An 18,224-nucleotide genomic window follows, 5' to 3' on the forward strand; every position below is an offset into this window, starting at 1 on the left:
GGAGGCTGATATGTACATCGTATTGTTGGGGTTTGCCAAAAACCGGGACGCCCGGGATCGCCATATGGAGGCCCACCGGGAGTGGATCCGCCAAGGCTTTGATGACGGCGTTTTCCTGCTGGCCGGCCCCTGGCAGCCGCAAAAAGGCGGCACCCTGCTGGCCCACAACCTGGACCGGGAGCAGCTGGAGCGGCGACTGGCTGATGACCCCTTTGTGGCCAACCAGGTGGTGAGCGCCGAAATTCTGGAGATGAATCCCGCCCTGGCGGACGAACGGCTGCAGTTCCTGCTGGCTTAGGCGCTCATTGTGCCGATAAAAAAAGGCGCCCTAGGGCGCCTTTGTCATGCCGAGAGAGGGATCACTCGCTTGGGGCAATCAGCCCGAAGTTGTGGCGGGTAACGACGATAGGCTTACCAGTGCTTGCTGAGCTTGTGCAGCACGTAGAGGTAAGGGACGAGCACTACTGGATCCAGGTTGAAGGTTTCACCGCCAGCGGCGATGGTGGCTCCCACGGAGATTGCCAGGCCCACGTAGCCGAAGTACAGACAAGCTTTGAGCCCCCAATCTTTGGCGAACAGCAGGCCAAAGGCGCAGATCCCATTGACCAAAATCAGCGAGGCGATAAGCATCGGCATGAGCGCCAAGGGTGGCCCCTCGTAGCTCAGTCCAAACATGGTGAAGGCGGCCGGGTACTCCCAAAACAGGATCACTAAATAGGTCACCGGAATGACCGAAGCCATCACCATAAAGAGCCAGCCAAAACCCTTAATCCAAATTGGAATGAGTTTTTTTCTGGCCTCTTTGACGTCCATTTCATTTTCTTGGCTATTGACGGCCTGTTCCATTGTGACTCCCTGTCATTTCACACTTTCCTTTATCCCTAAAAGACAGTGTTTTTGTTGAAAATAATCAACGCCGAAGGTATCACTTCCATTCCGGGTCAGCAAAGCATCCAGGCAGCCAGTCCAGTGACGCCATTAGGGGCAGGGAATGTCTTAGCCAGAGGCGCGGCGGTCAGCATGCTGAGCCTACGAGCGCTGGGCATCGGAGGCTAAATCGTATATAAAACGCTTACTTAGTTGTGTCTCTATAAGGGTGTCTTGATGGCCCGCATCTCCGCTGCCCAACGGGAAGCCAATCTTGTCCGCTATCGCCAGGGGGTGATCGAGCTGTTCTGGCAGGTCGGCTGGGACGACCTCACTTATGGCCGTCTGGCGGAGCACCTGGGGGTGCGCAGCTCCACCTTGCAGGCCTATTTCCCCAACCGGGAGGCCTTTGGCGATTGCCTCAAGGGGCAGGTGTTCCCGGTGTTTGTCGGTTATCTGGATTTGAGCTCGCGGGAGGCGCTGGTGCGCTCTTGGAGCCAGGCGCTGTCGGAGCCCAAGTTTCGCATGGTGCTCACGCTGCTTCTGGGCAACCTGGTGGGCAAGTACCCCACGGAGCTGGGTCGGTTGGGGCTCAAACGGCTTGCGGTTTTGGTGACCGAGCGCCTCGGCCCACAGGCCCATCAGGATCTGGAGCTGCTGCTGGGGCGCACCGTCATGACACTGGCGGACTCGTAAAGCGGCGCTCGAAAAACTGCACTGTCTCCGGTGCCGTCTCCACCTCCACCGGTTCGAAGCCGGACTTCTCCAGCACCTTTACCGAAGCGGCGTGGTCCCGCACCACTCCACCGATCAGCGCCGAGACCCGGCCATCCATCTGACACCACTCCGCCAGGCCACTGACCAACTCGCTGGCCAGCCCCTGGCCCCACCAGCGCTCGGCCAGCACGTAACCCAGGTGCAGGGTCAGGCCGGTTTGTACCCGGGTGGTGTTGCTGAGCATCAATAGGCCCACCAGCTCGTCGGTGCCGCGCAACCGGACTGCCATCAGCTGCCCCTCGGCCTGGCGCTCGGACAGCCAGCTTCGGGAGGCGTCCTCGGTGTGGATCCCCTGCCAGCCACTGGGCAGATGGCGTGTGGCCCGGGGGCTGAGCAGCTCGGGGATCTGCATCAACAGGGTAGGGCCCGGATCGGGAGTCAGGGGGCCGACGTTCAGTCGGGGAGTGGAGAAGGGCAGGGTGTTCACCGGACAACGTTCCACAGCGAATAAAACGGCATAGGGTTATTGTGGCGGCCTTGGGGGCAAAGTGCCAAGAGAAAGGGCTCTGGCCGGCCTCAGGCACAAAAAAGCGCCAGGCCGAAACCTGGCGCAGGTTGGGAAAAACCCTCAGCCGATCACCACAAAGAAGGTGGCGGTCAGCACGATGCCAATCAGGGCGTAGGGGATCTGGGTCAGGGCGTGCTGCATGGCACTGCACCCACTGCCCTGAGCCGAGAGCACCGTGGAGTCACTGAAGAAGCAGGAGTGACTGCCAGCGGCGGAGGCGGAGATCAGTGCACCGATCACCAGCGGCAGGGGCGAGCCCACTTCGGCCGCAAGGGGGAAGACGATGGGCATGGCCACCGCAAACAGGCCCCAGGAGGAGGCGGTGGCGAACACCAGCACGGTCATCACCAGGAAGATGATGGCGGGGAAGAGGCTGGCGGAGAGGTAGGGCGCCACGGTGTCGATGACGTACTGGGTCAGGCCTAGGCGGTCATTGACGTTTTTCAGCATAAAGCCCCCCACTACGGTGGCGATGGGCAGCAGCATGATCTTGATGCCGTCGTACACCGCATCGAACATGGCGTGCAGGCTCAGCAGGTTCTGTACGCCGTACAGGGCGATGGTGAACACCAAGGCCACGAACACCCCGGCCAGCAGATCGATGTCGTAGAACCAGCTGGCGGCCACCAGCACCACCATGGGCAGCAGGAAGTTCAGCACCCCCAGGGCGCCGCTGTCCTTGGGCGTTTCGCCGGGGCCGAAGGTGATCTCCTCCACTCCTTCCGGGCGCGGTTGACCGGCTGCGGCGCGGGCCTCGGCTTTTTTCATCGCCCCCAGGTCCGGCAGTTTGCCCAGGGCCACCAGGAACACCACCGCCAATGCCACCCAGCCGTACACCATGTAGGGGATCGCCTCGATGTAGGCTTTGAGGCCGTTGCCGGTTTCGGTCACCTCGTTGGCCTCCAGCAGTGAGCCGAAGAACACCGCCCAGGTGGAGATGGGGATCAGGATGCAGATGGGGGCGGCGGTGGAGTCCACCAGGTAGGCCAGCTTCTCCCGGGAGACCTTGTAGGTGTCGGTGATCTTCTTCATCGAGGAGGAGATGGCGATGGCGTTCAGGTAGTCGTCGATGAACACCAGAAGGCCCAGCACCACGGTCAGCAGCATCGACTGTTTCTTGCTTTTGACCCGCTTGACCATGGCGTTGGAGAAGCTCAGCACGCTGCCGCCTTTCTCCAGCATGGTGACCAGGCCGCCCATCAGACCGCACACCAAAATGAGCCAGGCGATGGTCTCATCCATCATCACTGTCATGGAGAGATCCACCACTTCGCCGACGATCTCTCCGGGGGAGAGCATCAGCAGGCCGGCAACGGCGCCTGAGAACAGGGCCTCCACGGTGCGCTGGGTGATCAGGGCGAATACCAGCACCAGGGCGGTGGGCAGCAGGCTCATCCAGCCGAACGGCGTATCCGCCGGGTGCTGCTGGCCGATGGCAATAAAGCCCAGCACCGTACCCAGCACCAGGGCGATGGTCAGGTTGCGGGGCAACCGCAGGCCGGGACTGCCCGGCAGGGTAACGGTCGAGGTTTCCGTGGTCATGAAACAGTCCTTTTCTCGTTCGATTAGGCGGAGTGAAGCATCCAAGCAACTTCAAGCGCGGTGACGGTCTGTTCAAACTCCGCCAGCTCACTTTGTTTGCATGCCAGGTAGAGGGAGAGGAAATCTGCCCCCAGGGTGTCGCTAAAGGTCTCGCTGCGGGCCAGGGCGTCCAACGCCTCCGACATACGCGTGGGCAGGGCGGGGGCGTGCTCCGACAATGGAATGGGGCACTGCTCTGGGGTAAAGCGGTCCGCCACCAGCAGACCGGTCAGGAGCACCGAGGCCAGCAGGTAAGGATTCACGTCGGCGCCGGCGATGCGGTGCTCGATGCGGCGGTTGTGGCTGTCACTGACCGGCACCCGCAGGGCCACGCCCCGGTGGTTGTGGCCCCAGTCCGCTCGGGTGGGGGTCAACAGCTCGGCACTGAAGCGCCGGTAGGCGTTGATGTTGGGGCAGAGCAGGGCGATGGACTCGGGCATGGCGTTCAAGGTGGCGGCCACCACCTGGTGGAAGTAGTCACTCTCCTCGCCGCAGGCGGTGGAGAAGAGGTTATGGCCGTTGTCGTCCAGCACCGACAGGTGGATGTGCATGCCGCTGCCAGCCAGCTGACCGTAGGGCTTGGCCATAAAGGTGGCGTCGAAACCGTGGCGCTGGGCGATTTTGCGGATCAGCCGCTTGGCATAGATCACCTGGTCGCAGGCGGCCAGCACGTCCGCCTGGTGGTGGAAGTTGAGCTCGAACTGCCCCGGGGCCGCCTCGGCCACGGCGCCTGAGGTGTTGAGCCCCTGGGCCTGGGCCGCCTCGTTAAGGTCGGCGAGAAATTCGGTGTAGTCGTCCAGGTTGTCGATGCGGTGGACGTCGCAAAAGGCTTCCCGGGTGTCGTTGGTCGGGTTGATGGGCGGCTGCAGCTCCCCTTGAGCACCGCGGGCCTTGTCCACCAGGTAAAACTCCAGCTCCAGGGCCACCACCGGGCGGCGCCCCTGCTCGGCCAGTTGGGCCACCAGGTGGGCCAGCACGTTGCGCGACTGCAACTGACTGGGTTCGCTCTGCTGCTCATCCATCATGGTCAGCAGTACCTGGCCCACCTCGGGGTTGGCACTGGGGCTTAAGGAGCCGGCAATGGGAAAACAGATGTGGTCGGGCTCGCCCTGGGCCTGGCCCAGGCCCGCGGCCTCCACCACGGCCCCCTGCACGCTCAGGGAGTTGTTGGACACCGGCAGGTAGACCCCTTTGCTCAGCTTGTCGGCGGCCTCGATGGGGATCCGCTTGCCACGAGGGATGGCGTTGAGATCGGTGAAGATGAGATCCAGGTGCCGCATCTGTGGCCACTGCTGTCTAATATTTTTAACTTCCTGCTGGAACGCGTCCATCGATTGATCCCTGCTTGCTCGGCGAAACTGTTCTTTTTATTTCACAGTGCTGGTCAAAAAATCAAACGCGACTTTGGTTGAAGATTGCACAAGATTGACTGCCAAAGCCCCTTATGTGTGATTTGTGTCGCATTGCTGGCGACTTTTGAAACGGTGTTTGTCTGCGTATTGACCAACCCGGAGCATTTAACACTGAATTGCATGTTAAAAATAATGTCCGATTTGGCCCGGGTCATGTTGATTTTTTTGAAGGCGCTCGGCAGGATGGTGAAAACTATATTTAACGGAGTGGCCCAGGATGCCTCACAGCAAACCGGTGATCGGTCTGGTCAGCTGTCGCAAAGCCTTGGATGGCTACAGCTACCAGGCGGTGAACGAGTTCTACGCCGATGCGGTGCGCGCCTTTGGGGGCCTGCCGGTGCTTTTTGCGGCCGGCCAGGATGAGGCGGACACCGCCGCCCTGCTGGCCCGGGTGGATGGGGTGTTGCTGCCGGGCAGCCACTCCAACGTGGCGCCCCATCAATACGGTGCCGAGCATCACGAGCCGAGGCTGGACGAGGCGCGGGACGCGCTCTCCCTCACCCTGATTCGCCTGTGCGCCCAGCATCAGATCCCCATTCTGGGGATCTGCCGCGGTTTCCAGGAGATGAACGTGGCCATGGGGGGCAGCCTCAACCCGGCGGTGCATGAGGCCCCGGGGGCCCTGGACCACCGTGAACCCACCACCGAAGATTTTGCCGTCAAATACGCCCACGCCCATACGGTGACCGTTGCCGAGGGTGGCCGGATCCGTCGCTGGTGGCCGGAGGTGGCGCAATTTGAGGTCAACTCCCTGCACAACCAGGGGGTGGCCACCCTGGCCCCGCCGCTGCGGGCGGAGGCCACCGCCGAGGATGGCCTTATCGAGGCGTTCAGCCTGGACCACCACCCCTTCTTTTTCGGCGTCCAGTGGCACCCGGAGTGGCAGGCCACCGAGCTGCCCTTCTCCCGAGAGCTGTTTCGCCGTTTTATCGACGCTGCCGGGGCCAATCGGGCCTCACCCAACCAGGAGTCACGCCCATGCTAGAGGGACAACTAGGCAAAAAGATCGCCACCTTGCGCAAACAGCATCAGCTGTCCCAGCGCGAGCTGGCGGAGCGCGCCGACATCACCCACAGCGCCATCTCCGCCATGGAGAACAACAAGGTGAGCCCCTCGGTCAGCTCCCTGCACAAGATTGTTCAGGTGTTCGGCCTCTCCCTGGCGGAGTTTTTCACCTTTGACAAGCCCGAGCACATCGAGCGCACCGTGCTCAAACCGGAGCACCTGGTGGAGCTGGGCAACGAGGACGTGTCCATGAAGCTGGTGTGCGATGGCCGGCCGGACCGACAACTGGGCTTTCTACTGGAGGTGTACCAGCCCGGCTCCTGCACCGGTGAGAAGCGCATTCGCCACGAGGGTGAGGAAGCGGGCACCGTGCTGGAGGGGGAGATCGAGCTGACCCTGGGCAACGAGGTGCACACCGTCAAAGCCGGCGAAAGCTTCCTGTTCGATACCAGCATTCCGCACAAATTCACCAACATCAGCGACGGGGTGTGCCGCATCATCAGCGCCCACAGCCCCGCCAACTTCTAACAAGAAAGGACAAGCCATGAACAGCCAGGCCCAATGGATGGAGCTGAAGGCGAACCTGACCCTGGAGGGGCGGGCCTTCATCAACGGTCGTTACCAGGGAGCCGCAGACGGCGCCGTTTTCGAGACCATCAACCCCGCCACCGACGAGGTGCTCTGCACCGTGGCACGATGCCAGGCGGCGGACGCCGATGCCGCGGTGGAGCTGGCCCGAGCGGCCTTTGACAAGGGGCTGTGGCAGCACCAGTCCCCGGCCCAGCGCAAGGCGGTGATGCTGCGACTGGCGGATCTGATGGAGGAGCACACCGACACCCTGGCCCTGCTGGAGACCCTGGACACCGGCAAACCCATCAGCCACAGCGCCGGTACCGACATCCCCGGTGCCGCCGGCGCGATCCGCTGGTACGCCGAGGCGATCGACAAGGCCTATGGCCAGGTGGCCACCACAGAGACCAACGTCCACGCCTTTATCAAGCACGAGCCCATCGGCGTGGTGGCGGCGGTGGTGCCCTGGAACTTCCCCCTGTGGATCGCCTGCTGGAAGCTGGGCCCGGCGCTCGCCGCCGGCAACAGCGTCATCCTCAAACCCTCGGAAAAATCCCCCCTGACCGCCATCTACCTGGGCAAGCTGGCCCAGCAAGCGGGCGTGCCCGATGGCGTGTTGCAGATCCTGCCCGGCTTCGGCCACGAGGTGGGGGATGCCCTGGCCCGCCACCCGGATGTGGACTGCATCGCATTTACCGGCTCCACCGGTGTGGCCCGCCAGCTGATGATCAGCGCCGGCGAGTCCAACATGAAGCGGGTCTGGGCCGAGGCCGGGGGCAAGAACGCCAACATCGTCTTCGCCGACTACAAGAACCTGGACGGCGCGGCAGAGGAAGCCGCGGCGGGCTGCTTCTACAACCAGGGGGAGGTGTGCGTGGCTGCCACCCGGCTGCTGGTGCACGAAAGCATCCGCGAGGCCTTTATTCAGAAGGTGATCGCCGCCGCCGCCCGCTTTACCCCGCAAGACCCCTTAAACCCCGACAGCAGCATGGGCGCGCTTATCGATCAGGGCCACAAGGCCAAGGTGCTCGCCTACCTGCAAAAGGGACTGGAAGCCGGCGCCACGCTGCGCTGTGGCGGCGATGTGGAGGGCCCCGGAGCCTTTGTCCGGCCGATGATCCTCGATGATGTGGACAACACCATGGCGGTGGCCCGGGAGGAGATCTTCGGCCCTCTGCTGTGCGTCATCGGCTTCGAGACCGAGGCGGAGGCGATCGCCATCGCCAACGACTCCCCCTACGGCCTGGGGGCTGCGCTCTGGAGTTCGGATCTGGATCGCGCCCACCGGGTGGCCCGTCAGCTCAAGGCCGGCTCGGTGTGGATCAACAACTACAACGAGGGGGACATGACGGTGCCCTTCGGTGGTTACAAGCAAAGCGGTAACGGGCGGGACAAATCCCTGCACGCCCTGGAGAAATTTACCGAAGTGAAAACCACCTGGCTGCGGCTGGAATCCTACTGAGAGGACGGACCCCATGACTGAACACGTGAACTCCTACTACGCCGCCACCGCCAATCGCACCCTGGCCTACCCCATGCTGGAGGGGGAGGTGGAGGCGGACGTCTGCATCGTTGGCGCCGGATTCAGTGGCCTCTCCTCCGGTCTGCATCTGGCGGAGCGCGGCTTCAAGGTGGTGCTGCTGGAGAGCGCCCGGGTGGGCTTCGGCGCCACCGGTCGAAACGGCGGCCAGATCGTCAACAGCTACAGCCGCGACGTGGACGTCATCCGCAAGCGTTACCGCCCCGAGGTGGCCGAATCCCTCTGCAGCATGATTTTCGAGGGGGGCGACATCATCCGTGAGCGCATCGCCCAGTACAACATCGACTGCGCCCACCGCCCCGGCGGCGTGTTCGCGGCACTCAATCACAAGCAGATGGCGGAGCTGGAGGCCCAGAAGGGCCACTGGGAAGGCCTGGGCAATGACCAGCTGGAGCTGCTGGATCAGGACGGCATTCGCCAGGTGGTGGGCACTGAGGCCTACGTCGGTGGCCTGCTGGACAAGCGTGGCGGCCACATCCACCCGCTCAACCTGGCCCTGGGGGAGGCGGAGGCGATCACCCAGTTGGGCGGCCGAATCTTTGAACAATCCCCGGTCACCCGCATCGAGAAGGGCGCCAACCCGGTGGCCTACACCGAGCATGGCAGGGTCAAGGCCAAGTACCTGGTGCTGGCGGGCAATGCCTACCTGCCCGGCGGGCTGGAGCCGAGCCTGGGACGCAAGGCGATCCCCTGTGGCACCCAGGTGGTGACCACGGCGCCGCTCAGTGAAGACCAGGCCCGCGCCCTGTTGCCGCAAAACTACTGCGTCGAGGACTGCAACTACCTGCTGGATTACTACCGCCTGACCGAGGACAACCGGCTGCTGTTCGGCGGCGGGGTGGTGTACGGCGCCCGGGAGCCGGACTCCATCGAGCGGCTCATCCGTCCCAAGATGGAAGCGGTGTTTCCCCAACTCAAGGACGTGCAGATCGACTACAGCTGGACCGGCAACTTCCTGCTGACCTACTCGCGCATGCCGCAGTTTGGCCGCCTGGACGACCACACCTACTACCTCCAGGGCTACAGTGGCCACGGCGTCACCTGCACCCACCTGGCGGGGCGTTTGCTGGCCGAGGCCCTGTCCGGCCAGGCTGAGCGTTTCGACGCCTTCGCCACGCTGCCGCACATCCGCTTCCCCGGCGGACGCCACCTGCAGATCCCGTTGACCGCCCTGGGCGCGGCCTACTACAGCCTGCGCGACAAACTGGCCCTGTAACTCGACCACAAGGATAAAAACCATGTCCCGTAACGTGACCTTTGCCTCGGTCCAGCTGGCCATCGGCTGGGATCTGGACGCCAACCTGGAAAAAATCGCCCAATCGGTGGCCAAGGCCGCCAGCAACGGTGCCCAGGTGGTGGTGCTGCAGGAGCTCTTCGCCGCCCCCTATTTTTGCAAGAAGCAGGAGGCTAAGTACTTCGAGCTGGCCCAGGCGCTGGAGGACAGCCCCCTGATCGCCCGGATGAGCGAGCTGGCCCGACAGCACCAGGTGGTGATCCCGGTGAGCTACTTCGAGAAGGCGGGCAACTGCTTTTTCAACTCCCTGGTGATGATCGACGCCGACGGCACCGTGCTGGAGAACTACCGCAAGTCCCACATCCCCGATGGGCCGGGTTACAGCGAGAAGTTCTACTTCAGCCCCGGGGACACCGGTTTCAAGGTGTGGCAGACCCGCTACGGCACCTTCGGCGCCGGGATCTGCTGGGACCAGTGGTTCCCGGAGCTGGCCCGCAGCCTGGCGCTGGCGGGGGCGGAGGCGATCTTCTACCCCACCGCCATCGGCTCCGAGCCCCAGGATCCGACCCTGGACTCCCGGGACCACTGGCAGCGCACCATGCAGGGCCACGCCGCCGCCAACCTGACCCCGGTGATCGCCGCTAACCGCACCGGTGTGGAGCAGGACGACGGGATCACCACTACCTTCTACGGCAGCTCCTTTATCGCCGACCACACCGGCGCCAAGATGGCGGAGGCGGGCCGTGAGGAGGAGACCATCCTCTACGCCACCATCGACCTGGACGCCACCGCCCGGGCCCGCCACAGCTGGGGCCTGTTCCGCGATCGCCGCCCGGATCTCTACGGGCCCGTCACCTCCCTGACCGGCCAATAGGAGGCGCCATGGAGCTGCAATCGACCCCCAGGGCCGACGGCTTCTACTGGCCGGCGGAGTTTGCCCCCCAGCAACACGTCTGGCTGGCCTGGCCGGAGCGACCGGACAATTGGCGATTGGGGGGCAAACCGGCCCAGCAGGCCTTTGTGGCCGTGGCGGAGGTGATCGCCCGGGCCACCGAGGTGTCGGTGCTGGTCAGCCCCGAGCAGTACCAGTTTGCCCGCCACAGCCTGCCGGACGGCATTCGGGTGGTGGAGATGAGCTACAACGACGCCTGGATGCGGGACATCGGCCCCACTTCACTGGTCGATGACCAGGGCGGTCTGCGGATGGTGAGCTGGCAGTTCAACGCCTGGGGTGGGCTGGAGGATGGCCTCTATTTCCCCTGGGACAAGGACGACCAGGTGGCGATGAAGATCGCCGATCTGATGGGGTACGATCACTATCAGGCGCCCTTCGTGCTGGAAGGGGGCGCCATCCACTGCGACGGCGAGGGTACCCTCTACACCACCGAGGAGTGCTTGCTGCACCCCAGCCGTAACCCCCACCTGACCCGGGAGGAGATTGAGGCCCAGTTGCGGGAGTACCTGGGCATTGAGCAGGTGATCTGGCTGCCTCGCGGGCTGGTCAATGACGAGACCAACGGCCACGTGGACAATCTGCTGCACGTTATTGGCCCGGCCAAGGTGGTGCTGACCTGGTGCGATGATGCCGAAGATCCCCAGTACGCCATCTCACGGGCGGCGTTTGAGGTGCTGGCGTCGGCCCGGGATGCCAAGGGGCGGGCCATCGAGGTGGTGAAGCTGCCCATGCCCGGCCCCCTTCATCTGAGCGCCCAGGAGGCGGCGGGCATTGAGCCCAGTGGCGGCATGAAGCGCCAGGCCGGCGAGCGGTTGGGGGCCTCCTACGCCAATCTGCTCATCACCAACGAGCTGGTGGTGATGCCGCTGTTGGACGAGGCCACGGACACCGAGGCCCTGGCCCGGGTGCAGGCGGCTATGCCCCGGCATCAGGTGGTGGGGGTGCCCACCCGGGAGATCGTGCTCGGCGGTGGCAACATCCACTGCATCACTCAGCAGGTGCCCCGGGCCTAAGCCTCGCTGCCCACCGGGCCGTGCTCCCCCTGGGGTTTTTTCTGCAGTTTTCGCTGCAGGGTGCGACGGTGCATCCCCAGTGCCCGGGCGGTGGCGGAGACGTTGCCCTGGTGCTGGGCCAGGGCCTGCTGCAGGTGCTCCCACTCCAACCGCTTTGGGTTTAACGGCTGGTCCGGGGCCTGCTCGCTGAGCGCCACCGGCGTACCGGCCAGGGCGCTCAGCAGCGCCTGGGTGTCCGCCGGTTTGGCCAGGTAGTGGTTGGCCCCCAAACGCATGGCGTCCACCGCGGTGGAGACGCTGGCGTAACCGGTCAGCAGCACCATCTGCGCTCTGGGCAGGGTGGCCCGCAGAGCCGGGATCAGCGACAGGCCGTTATCCTCCCCCAGTTTCATGTCCAACAACAGGTGGCTGGGCCGCCACTGCCGGGCCCTTAAAAGGGCGTCGGTCTTGTTGTCCACCCACTGGCACTGGTAGCCGTGTCGGGTCAGCCGCCGGGCCAGCACCGGCCCCAGGGTGGGGTCGTCCTCGATGATGAGCAGGGTGGGGGCCTCAGTCATGGGCCACCTCCGGCAACCAGACCCGAGCCACGGCGCCGCCGTCGGGGTGGCTGGCCAGATGCAGCGATCCCCCCAGACGCTCCAGGGTGGCGTGGCTGAGCAGCAATCCCACCCCCAGCGAGTCGCTGTTCACCCCCTGCTTGCCCAATCCAGTTTGGGCGCTGTCCAGCCCCGGCCCCCAGTCCCTCAGAGTCAGTGTCACTCCGTTGTCCTCCGCCTGAGCGGTCAGACTCAGCCGCTCACTCTGTCCCCGCAGGCTGGCCTGGCCGCCGTTGTAAGCCAAAGAGAGTAGCGCCGGTTGCAGTGCCGGATCGCCACTGAGCCAGACCGCCTTGGAGGCCGGAGTCAGGGACAGCGCCACCTGGGGCAGCATCAGCTGCAACTGGGTTTTGAGCCCGCTCATCAGGGCTTCGAGGGATTGGGGCGGGTTCTGCTCCCCCCGCAGCCGCTCGCTGGTCTGGCGCAATCCGACCAGGCTCTGCTGACACAGGGCCAGGGGTCCCTGCATCTCGGGCAGCAGCGGGTGGTCCGGGGTCAGTTCCATCGCTTCTTCGTGCAGCAGGGTGAGGGTGGACAGGGGGGTGGCCAGCTGGTGCGCCAGTTGGGCCGACGCAGTGCCCAGGGCCAGCAACTGCTCCTGGCGCAGCTGGTTCTCCCGCAAGCGGGCCAGCTCCCGGTCCTGCTGGCGCAGGCGACGGGCCATCATCGCCACCACGGCCACCAGCACCAGGCAGCTGAGCAGGAAGTTCAGCCACATGCCGACAAAGTGGGCGGTCATCTGGTCGCCATGGTGGTGGCTGTCGTGGGGCAGGGACAGCATCATCACCGAGTAGGCTGCGCAGGCCAGGGCGGCAATGCCGAACAGCTGGCGCGGCGGCAGCAGCACCGAGGCGATGGCCACCGGCAGCAGCAACAAGGAGACGAAGGCGTTGGTGGCGCCGCCGGAAAAGTGCAGCCAGGCCGCCCACAGCAGGGTATCCAGGGCCAGTTGCAGCGCCAGGGGCAGGCCCCGGCCCACCCGGGCCCAGGTCAGCGCCAGGAACAGGGTTTCCAGGGTCATGATGACCAGCAGCGGCCCCAGGTTCAGGGTCAGACCCAGCAGCGGCCCGGTACCGGCCACCAGGCCTACCTTGAGCAAAAGGCCCAGGGCCCTTAACCACCACAGGGCGTCCTGGGGGCGGTAGGGAGCGGCGTTCATTGAATTGAAAAATCCTTGTAAACCCGATATCTGACCAGCGTACCACCGGCCAGGGGCAGAAAACGTCGGCCAGTCGACATCCTGGCACCAAGGGCAGCGGCTGGCGGTGGTGGCATCAGAGGATCCGCACAAATGACAACGTTGCACCCAGGTTAACGGCGGCGTAGTCTGCGGTTAACTCATCCGCATAAGGAAGCGCGCCCCATGTTCACTGGCGTTCGTCCCCTGGGCCTGGCACTGGGCCTGGCGCTGTCATCCCTGTTGGCCCCCTCCGCCGTGGCGTACGACCGCATTACCGGTGAACCCTTCGCCTCCCGCTCCCCGGTGTACGCCGAGCAGGGGATGGCGGCCACCAGTCAGCCGCTGGCCACCCAGGTGGCTCTGGACATCCTCAAATCCGGTGGCAACGCCATCGACGCCGCCATTGCCGCCAACGCCGTGTTGGGGCTGGTGGAGCCCACCGGCTGCGGCATCGGCGGGGATCTCTTCGCCATCGTCTGGGACGCTGAGAGCCAGCAACTGCATGGGCTCAACGCCTCCGGGCGCAGCCCCCAGAGCCTGACCCTGGAGGAGTTCCAGCGTCGCGGCCTGGATTACATCCCCCCCTACGGGCCCCTGCCGGTGTCGGTGCCCGGCGCGGTGGACGGCTGGTTTGAGCTCAGCGAGAAGTTCGGCAAGTTGCCGATGAGTCAGGTGCTGGCGCCGGCCATCGAGTACGCCGAGCGGGGTTTTCCGGTCTCCGATCTAATCGCCTACTACCTGGAGCGCAGTGCCCCGCGACTGGGGCAATACCCCGGCTTCAAGGAGACCTTTATGCCCGAGGGGCGGATGCCCAAGGCCGGCGAGCGCTTTGCCAACCCGGGCCTGGCCTACAGCTACAAGCTGCTGGCCAAGGAGGGGCGGGAAGCCTTCTACCAGGGGGAGATCGCCCGGCGCATCGACCAGTACATGAAGGAGAACGGCGGCTTCTTGAGCTACGAGGATCTGTCCAGCCACCGCAGCGAGTGGGTCGATCCGGTCAGCGTGGATTACCGCGGCGTGACCCTGTGGGAGTTGCCGCCCCCGGGCCAGGGGATCGCGGCGCTGCAGATTTTGAAGATCCTGGAGGGGTACGACATCGCCGCCATGGGTTTTGACAGCCCCGAGTACGTCCACACCTTCGTGGAGGCCAAGAAGCTGGCCTTTGCCGACCGGGCCAAGTACTACGCCGACCCCGAGTTTGCCCAAATTCCCGTCAAGGGGCTCATCTCCGCCGAGTACGCCCAGGCCCGACGGGCCGAGATTGGCGAGCGGGCGGCCAAGGCGGTGGAGCACGGCAACCCGGCGCTGCTGCACGGCGACACCATCTACCTGACCACCGCCGATCGCGACGGCAACATGGTCTCCCTGATCCAGAGCAACTACCGGGGCATGGGCTCGGGCATGACCCCGCCGGGGCTGGGCTTTGTGCTGCAGGACCGGGGCCAGCTGTTCACTCTTGAAGAGGGCGAAGCCAACAGTTACGCCCCGGGCAAACGCCCCTTCCACACCATCATTCCCGCCTTCGCCACCCGGGAGGGCAAGCCCTGGCTCTCCTTCGGGGTGATGGGGGGCGCGACCCAGCCCCAGGCCCACGCACAGATCATCATCAATCTGGTCGACTTTGGCATGAACCTGCAGGAAGCGGGGGATGCTCCGCGGATCCTCCACACCGGCTCCAGTCAGCCCACCGGCGAGGTGATGACCGACGGCGGCGTGGTCAGCCTGGAGTCCGGGTTCTCCTACCAGACCCGACGGGAACTGATGAAACGGGGTCACGTGATGCAGGAAAACCTCGGGGGCTACGGCGGTTACCAGGCGATCCTGTTCGACGAGGCCAACGGCAGCTACATCGGGGCCTCGGAAAGTCGTAAGGACGGACAGGCCGCGGGCTATTAAACTTAAAAAGCAGACACTCGAACTTAGGGGGAGTGGATGAATCTGAAAGACATTTTGGGAATTGTGGCGGCCCTGCTGGTGGGCCTGGGGATCTTCCTCGGATTCAAAGGGGACGAGGTGACGTTCTGGCCCTACGTGCTGGCGGGCATGACGGTCATCGCCCTGGTGCTGGTGGGCGCCCTGGGTAAGGACGGCCACCAGGATTGAGGACTCAGTCCTCGCCACACATCTCCGAGTAGGCAGAGGAGAGGCGCATCTCGATGCGTTCGATCCCCTGCTCCTCCAACCAATCCCGCGCCTGTTTCAGGCAGGGCAGCTGACGACGTGCTAGCGCCTGACCGCCCGGCCCTTTGCTGATGGCGATGTAGAGGTCGCCCTCCAGGGACCAGATCTCCCCGGTGCTGCCATCCGGCGCCGCTTTGCTCCAACCAAACATGGGTGCTCCTCCTCATCTACCAGAGCACACGGGCCCCATTCCAGTCGAAAAAATCCAGAGCGCCATCCCGGGGCGCTTCGGCCATCAGGGCCAGCAGCCGCTGGGCACTGAACTCGGGGGTGAGCCGCTGCCGCCCCGCGGCAAAGGGCTCGGAAAGCGGGCTGATCACCGTGCCCGGGTGGTAGGCGATAAGCTTTACTCCCGGGGCGCGTCGGGCCAGCTCAATGGCGGTGCACTGCAACAGCATGTTGAGCGCCGCCTTGGCCGCCCGGTAGCCGTACCAGCCGCCGAGCCGATTGTCCTCGATGCTGCCCACCCGGGCGCTCAGCACCGCCACCGTGGTGTGCCGCTGGCCAACAAATCTCGGCAGCAGCCCGGACAGCCACAACTGGGGCAGCACCGCGTTGGCCCGATACAGCGCCATCAGGCTGGGCTCTCGCACGCTTTCCAGCCGCCGCTCGGGACGGTGCTGCGCGTCATGCAGCATCCCTGTGGCGATCACCACCCGATTGAGACGCTCGGAGCGGGCGGACAGGGTCTCGCACAGTGAGGCCACCTCTATCTCAGCGTAGCTCGGGCAGGGCAGCCACTCGAACCGAGGATGGGAAAGGGGCGGCCTGTGTCGACTGATCCCAATCACCGACTCGCCCTCGGCGAGCAGTTGCCTGGCCACGGCACCGCCGATGGCGCCCCCACAGCCGATCACCAGGTTCTCAGCGTCCGCCACGGCAGCGCTCGCAGTCGATGTCACCCGGATCACCAAACCAGTGGCCGATGCGCCCCCGGTGGCGGGCAAACCACAAGTAGGCTCTGTCGGTCATCGGGCGCAGCGGCGCCCAGCGAAGGGGGGCGGTGAGCCAGCCCCGACCCACCAAAGACCACGCCTGATGCGTGGCATCCAGGCCATAAAACCACTGCCCATCGTCTCGCAGGCCGTGAAAAATCGCCTGCACACGCTCGACGTTCAGGTCGGGAAAGCGGGCCGAAAAATCAGGCTGATGGAGGTCCTCAAGCCGAATTCGGTCAAAGACATCCTTAGATTTCAACGCCTTCATTTCACGCACGCAGAGGGGGCAGCGGCTATCGTAGAAGAGGGTCAATCGCATCGGTGCTCCCCTGGGTGGGTGGTCGAGTGGCACTGGGTCGTTACGGCCACCGAAACGGGGAGGATCAACCAAAGCAAACCGATTGGCTCTCGGCGTCGTAAGGAGCCGGAGAGTTAAGGAGAGGAAGCGCCATGCTAAGCGAAGAAGCCAAACTGGTCCGGGACACCCTGATGGCCCGGGGCCTGGAAACGCCGCTGCTGGAAACCGACACCTCCAGTGAACAGAAGTACAGCCGCATCAAGGGGCTGATGACCGAAGTGATGGGCACCCTGGGGCTCGACTTGAGGGACGACAGCCTGCGGGAAACCCCCCACCGCATCGCCAAGATGTACGTCGATGAGATCTTCTCCGGCCTGGATTACCGCCACTTTCCCACCCTGTGTGTCATCGACAACTCCATGGGGGTGGACGAGATGGTCAAGGTGAAGCAGATCAGCCTGGTCAGCACCTGCGAGCACCACTTCGTCACCATCGACGGCACCGCCACCGTGGCCTACATCCCTGGCGAGAAGGTGATCGGCCTGTCCAAGATCAACCGCATCGTGCAGTTCTTTGCCCGTCGGCCCCAGGTACAGGAGCGGCTCACTCAGCAGATCTTGGTGGCGCTGCAAACCCTGCTGGGCACCAACAACGTGGCGGTGTCCATTCGCGCCACCCACTACTGCGTGAAGGCCCGCGGCGTTGCCGACGCCAGCTCCTACACCGAAACCACGGCCCTGGGCGGCGCCTTCAAGAGCAAGGGCGCCACCCGGGCGGAGTTTTTGCGATGAGCGCGCCGGTGCTCATCACCGGAGTGGGCAAGCGCATCGGCCTGCACCTGGCACTGCGCTTTTTGGAACAGGGGGTACCGGTGATCGGCACCTTCCGGCGGGAGCGTGAGGCCCTGTCGGGGCTGGCCGCGGAGGGGGCGAACCTCTACCCCTGCGATTTCGCCCAGCCGGAGCAGCTGAGCTCCCTGATCGCCACCCTGAGGGACGAGCACCCGGCGCTTCGGGCGGTGATCCACAACGCCTCCGATTGGTTGCCCGATGGCGCCGAGGCCGACGAGGCGGTGCTGGAGAGGATGATGGCGGTGCACGTCGCGGCCCCCTATCGGCTCAACCGGGCCCTGGAGGCGGCGCTCACCCGGGGCGCTGCGCCTAGCGCGGACATCATCCACCTGACCGATTACGTGGCGGAGTCCGGCAGCGCCAAGCACATCGCCTACGCCGCCTCCAAGGCGGCCCTGGCCAACATGACCCTCTCCTTCGCCCGCAAACTGGCCCCGGCCATCAAGGTCAATGCCATCGCCCCGGCGCTCATTCGCTTCAATCCCGAGGACAGCGCCGAGTACCGCGCCAAGGCCCTGGACAAGGCGCTGCTGGCCAAAGAGGGGGGCGAGGAGGAGGTGTGGCAGGCGGTGCAGTACCTGATGCAAAGCGGTTACGTCACCGGGCGCACCCTGCATCTGGATGGGGGCCGTCCGCTGCGATAACGCCACGAAATGATCATGATAGCCAGGGATGATTGTGCATAAGGCAACCGACGCCCTAGGGTAGGGCGGGCCAA

21 protein-coding genes are annotated in these 18,224 nt (G+C 64.6%); 12 read left to right on the top strand and 9 right to left on the bottom strand.

What is annotated here, in order from left to right; all coding sequences use genetic code 11:
• Positions 1 to 10: 10 nt before the first annotated feature.
• Positions 11 to 298, top strand: coding sequence for a YciI family protein (locus tag KUV81_RS03455; RefSeq protein WP_222542448.1), 288 nt, complete (start codon positions 11 to 13; stop codon positions 296 to 298).
• A 113-nt stretch (positions 299 to 411) separates the two neighbouring features.
• Here the strand turns inward: KUV81_RS03455 and KUV81_RS03460 are convergent, their stop codons facing one another.
• Positions 412 to 846 (bottom strand): hypothetical protein, encoded by a 435-nt coding sequence (locus tag KUV81_RS03460; RefSeq protein ID WP_222542449.1) that lies wholly within the window; start codon positions 844 to 846, stop codon positions 412 to 414.
• A gap of 258 nt (positions 847 to 1,104) precedes the next feature.
• Here KUV81_RS03460 and KUV81_RS03465 point away from each other — a divergent pair, with 258 nt between their 5' ends.
• The gene (locus tag KUV81_RS03465) at positions 1,105 to 1,563 is read left to right on the top strand and encodes a TetR family transcriptional regulator (protein ID WP_222542450.1); all 459 of its coding nucleotides are present in this window, start codon (positions 1,105 to 1,107) and stop codon (positions 1,561 to 1,563) included.
• Here the strand turns inward: KUV81_RS03465 and KUV81_RS03470 are convergent.
• The 3 genes from KUV81_RS03470 to KUV81_RS03480 all read right to left on the bottom strand — a co-directional run bounded on the left by KUV81_RS03470 (position 1,541) and on the right by KUV81_RS03480 (position 5,013).
• Positions 1,541 to 2,071: a GNAT family N-acetyltransferase gene (locus tag KUV81_RS03470; protein WP_222542451.1), complete on the bottom strand. Its 531-nt coding sequence runs from the start codon at positions 2,069 to 2,071 to the stop codon at positions 1,541 to 1,543. The genes KUV81_RS03465 and KUV81_RS03470 overlap by 23 nt on opposite strands.
• Before the next feature lie 141 nt (positions 2,072 to 2,212).
• Positions 2,213 to 3,694, bottom strand: a complete 1,482-nt coding sequence (locus tag KUV81_RS03475; RefSeq protein WP_261389183.1) for a Na+/H+ antiporter NhaC family protein — start codon at positions 3,692 to 3,694, stop codon at positions 2,213 to 2,215.
• A gap of 23 nt (positions 3,695 to 3,717) precedes the next feature.
• Entirely contained in the window at positions 3,718 to 5,013 is a 1,296-nt protein-coding gene (locus KUV81_RS03480; RefSeq protein ID WP_222542452.1) for a glutamine synthetase family protein, read from the bottom strand.
• Positions 5,014 to 5,362: 349 nt separating this feature from the next.
• Here KUV81_RS03480 and KUV81_RS03485 point away from each other — a divergent pair, with 349 nt between their 5' ends.
• The 6 genes from KUV81_RS03485 to aguA are packed head-to-tail and all read left to right on the top strand — an operon-like array spanning position 5,363 to position 11,462.
• Positions 5,363 to 6,130, top strand: a complete 768-nt coding sequence (locus KUV81_RS03485; RefSeq protein ID WP_222542453.1) for a gamma-glutamyl-gamma-aminobutyrate hydrolase family protein — start codon at positions 5,363 to 5,365, stop codon at positions 6,128 to 6,130.
• Complete coding sequence (puuR, locus tag KUV81_RS03490) at positions 6,124 to 6,678, top strand: HTH-type transcriptional regulator PuuR (protein WP_222542454.1); 555 nt, start codon at positions 6,124 to 6,126, stop codon at positions 6,676 to 6,678. The genes KUV81_RS03485 and puuR overlap by 7 nt, the downstream gene beginning before the upstream one ends.
• Before the next feature lie 16 nt (positions 6,679 to 6,694).
• Positions 6,695 to 8,182, top strand: coding sequence for an aldehyde dehydrogenase (locus KUV81_RS03495; RefSeq protein ID WP_222542455.1), 1,488 nt, complete (start codon positions 6,695 to 6,697; stop codon positions 8,180 to 8,182).
• Positions 8,183 to 8,195: 13 nt separating this feature from the next.
• Positions 8,196 to 9,476, top strand: a complete 1,281-nt coding sequence (locus KUV81_RS03500) for an NAD(P)/FAD-dependent oxidoreductase (RefSeq protein ID WP_222542456.1) — start codon at positions 8,196 to 8,198, stop codon at positions 9,474 to 9,476.
• Positions 9,477 to 9,498: 22 nt separating this feature from the next.
• Entirely contained in the window at positions 9,499 to 10,368 is an 870-nt protein-coding gene (aguB, locus tag KUV81_RS03505) for an N-carbamoylputrescine amidase (protein WP_222542457.1), read from the top strand.
• Between the two features lie 8 nt (positions 10,369 to 10,376).
• A complete protein-coding gene (gene aguA / locus KUV81_RS03510) occupies positions 10,377 to 11,462 on the top strand; it encodes an agmatine deiminase (RefSeq protein WP_222542458.1) in 1,086 nt (361 codons plus the stop codon).
• Here aguA and KUV81_RS03515 read toward each other — a convergent pair.
• Positions 11,459 to 12,019 (bottom strand): response regulator transcription factor, encoded by a 561-nt coding sequence (locus KUV81_RS03515; protein WP_222542459.1) that lies wholly within the window; start codon positions 12,017 to 12,019, stop codon positions 11,459 to 11,461. The genes aguA and KUV81_RS03515 overlap by 4 nt on opposite strands.
• Positions 12,012 to 13,217, bottom strand: a complete 1,206-nt coding sequence (locus KUV81_RS03520; protein WP_222542460.1) for an ATP-binding protein — start codon at positions 13,215 to 13,217, stop codon at positions 12,012 to 12,014. The genes KUV81_RS03515 and KUV81_RS03520 overlap by 8 nt, the downstream gene beginning before the upstream one ends.
• Before the next feature lie 204 nt (positions 13,218 to 13,421).
• Here KUV81_RS03520 and ggt point away from each other — a divergent pair, with 204 nt between their 5' ends.
• Together ggt and KUV81_RS03530 are read left to right on the top strand one after the other, a co-directional pair.
• Positions 13,422 to 15,134, top strand: coding sequence for a gamma-glutamyltransferase (ggt, locus tag KUV81_RS03525; RefSeq protein ID WP_222542461.1), 1,713 nt, complete (start codon positions 13,422 to 13,424; stop codon positions 15,132 to 15,134).
• 36 nt (positions 15,135 to 15,170) lie between these two features.
• Complete coding sequence (locus KUV81_RS03530) at positions 15,171 to 15,341, top strand: hypothetical protein (RefSeq protein ID WP_222542462.1); 171 nt, start codon at positions 15,171 to 15,173, stop codon at positions 15,339 to 15,341.
• A gap of 4 nt (positions 15,342 to 15,345) precedes the next feature.
• Here KUV81_RS03530 and KUV81_RS03535 read toward each other — a convergent pair whose 3' ends face one another.
• Genes KUV81_RS03535 through KUV81_RS03545 form a run of 3 tightly spaced genes read right to left on the bottom strand, consistent with a single transcriptional unit; the run spans position 15,346 to position 16,676 of the window.
• Positions 15,346 to 15,570 carry a hypothetical protein gene (locus tag KUV81_RS03535; RefSeq protein WP_222542463.1) on the bottom strand — a complete coding sequence of 75 codons (225 nt, stop codon included), beginning with the start codon at positions 15,568 to 15,570 and terminating at the stop codon, positions 15,346 to 15,348.
• Positions 15,571 to 15,586: 16 nt separating this feature from the next.
• Positions 15,587 to 16,321, bottom strand: a complete 735-nt coding sequence (locus KUV81_RS03540; RefSeq protein ID WP_222542464.1) for an SDR family NAD(P)-dependent oxidoreductase — start codon at positions 16,319 to 16,321, stop codon at positions 15,587 to 15,589.
• Positions 16,284 to 16,676: a thiol-disulfide oxidoreductase DCC family protein gene (locus KUV81_RS03545; protein WP_222542465.1), complete on the bottom strand. Its 393-nt coding sequence runs from the start codon at positions 16,674 to 16,676 to the stop codon at positions 16,284 to 16,286. Before KUV81_RS03545 ends, KUV81_RS03540 begins: the two co-directional genes overlap by 38 nt.
• Before the next feature lie 131 nt (positions 16,677 to 16,807).
• On the opposite strand from KUV81_RS03545, the gene folE reads away from it, so the two are divergent.
• Both folE and folM read left to right on the top strand, forming a co-directional pair.
• A complete protein-coding gene (gene folE, locus KUV81_RS03550) occupies positions 16,808 to 17,446 on the top strand; it encodes a GTP cyclohydrolase I FolE (protein ID WP_222542466.1) in 639 nt (212 codons plus the stop codon).
• A complete protein-coding gene (folM, locus tag KUV81_RS03555; RefSeq protein ID WP_222542467.1) occupies positions 17,443 to 18,150 on the top strand; it encodes a dihydromonapterin reductase in 708 nt (235 codons plus the stop codon). The genes folE and folM overlap by 4 nt, the downstream gene beginning before the upstream one ends.
• Positions 18,151 to 18,224: the final 74 nt, after the last annotated feature.

The sequence above is a fragment of the Ferrimonas balearica genome (genome assembly GCF_019802085.1).
Taxonomy (GTDB): Bacteria; Pseudomonadota; Gammaproteobacteria; order Enterobacterales; family Shewanellaceae; genus Ferrimonas; species Ferrimonas balearica_B.

Excerpts from the sequence above, each read along its gene's own strand:
- KUV81_RS03530 (WP_222542462.1), top strand. The coding sequence starts at position 15,171 with ATGAATCTGAAAGACATTTTGGGAATTGTGGCGGCCCTGCTGGTGGGC.
- KUV81_RS03480 (WP_222542452.1), bottom strand. The coding sequence starts at position 5,013 with ATGCGGCACCTGGATCTCATCTTCACCGATCTCAACGCCATCCCTCGT.
- aguA (WP_222542458.1), top strand. The coding sequence starts at position 10,377 with ATGGAGCTGCAATCGACCCCCAGGGCCGACGGCTTCTACTGGCCGGCG.
- folM (WP_222542467.1), top strand. The coding sequence starts at position 17,443 with ATGAGCGCGCCGGTGCTCATCACCGGAGTGGGCAAGCGCATCGGCCTG.
- KUV81_RS03465 (WP_222542450.1), top strand. The coding sequence starts at position 1,105 with ATGGCCCGCATCTCCGCTGCCCAACGGGAAGCCAATCTTGTCCGCTAT.
- KUV81_RS03455 (WP_222542448.1), top strand. The coding sequence starts at position 11 with ATGTACATCGTATTGTTGGGGTTTGCCAAAAACCGGGACGCCCGGGAT.
- aguB (WP_222542457.1), top strand. The coding sequence starts at position 9,499 with ATGTCCCGTAACGTGACCTTTGCCTCGGTCCAGCTGGCCATCGGCTGG.
- ggt (WP_222542461.1), top strand. The coding sequence starts at position 13,422 with ATGTTCACTGGCGTTCGTCCCCTGGGCCTGGCACTGGGCCTGGCGCTG.
- KUV81_RS03520 (WP_222542460.1), bottom strand. The coding sequence starts at position 13,217 with ATGAACGCCGCTCCCTACCGCCCCCAGGACGCCCTGTGGTGGTTAAGG.
- KUV81_RS03460 (WP_222542449.1), bottom strand. The coding sequence starts at position 846 with ATGGAACAGGCCGTCAATAGCCAAGAAAATGAAATGGACGTCAAAGAG.
- folE (WP_222542466.1), top strand. The coding sequence starts at position 16,808 with ATGCTAAGCGAAGAAGCCAAACTGGTCCGGGACACCCTGATGGCCCGG.
- KUV81_RS03545 (WP_222542465.1), bottom strand. The coding sequence starts at position 16,676 with ATGCGATTGACCCTCTTCTACGATAGCCGCTGCCCCCTCTGCGTGCGT.
- KUV81_RS03485 (WP_222542453.1), top strand. The coding sequence starts at position 5,363 with ATGCCTCACAGCAAACCGGTGATCGGTCTGGTCAGCTGTCGCAAAGCC.
- KUV81_RS03535 (WP_222542463.1), bottom strand. The coding sequence starts at position 15,570 with ATGTTTGGTTGGAGCAAAGCGGCGCCGGATGGCAGCACCGGGGAGATC.
- KUV81_RS03495 (WP_222542455.1), top strand. The coding sequence starts at position 6,695 with ATGAACAGCCAGGCCCAATGGATGGAGCTGAAGGCGAACCTGACCCTG.
- KUV81_RS03515 (WP_222542459.1), bottom strand. The coding sequence starts at position 12,019 with ATGACTGAGGCCCCCACCCTGCTCATCATCGAGGACGACCCCACCCTG.
- KUV81_RS03500 (WP_222542456.1), top strand. The coding sequence starts at position 8,196 with ATGACTGAACACGTGAACTCCTACTACGCCGCCACCGCCAATCGCACC.
- puuR (WP_222542454.1), top strand. The coding sequence starts at position 6,124 with ATGCTAGAGGGACAACTAGGCAAAAAGATCGCCACCTTGCGCAAACAG.
- KUV81_RS03475 (WP_261389183.1), bottom strand. The coding sequence starts at position 3,694 with ATGACCACGGAAACCTCGACCGTTACCCTGCCGGGCAGTCCCGGCCTG.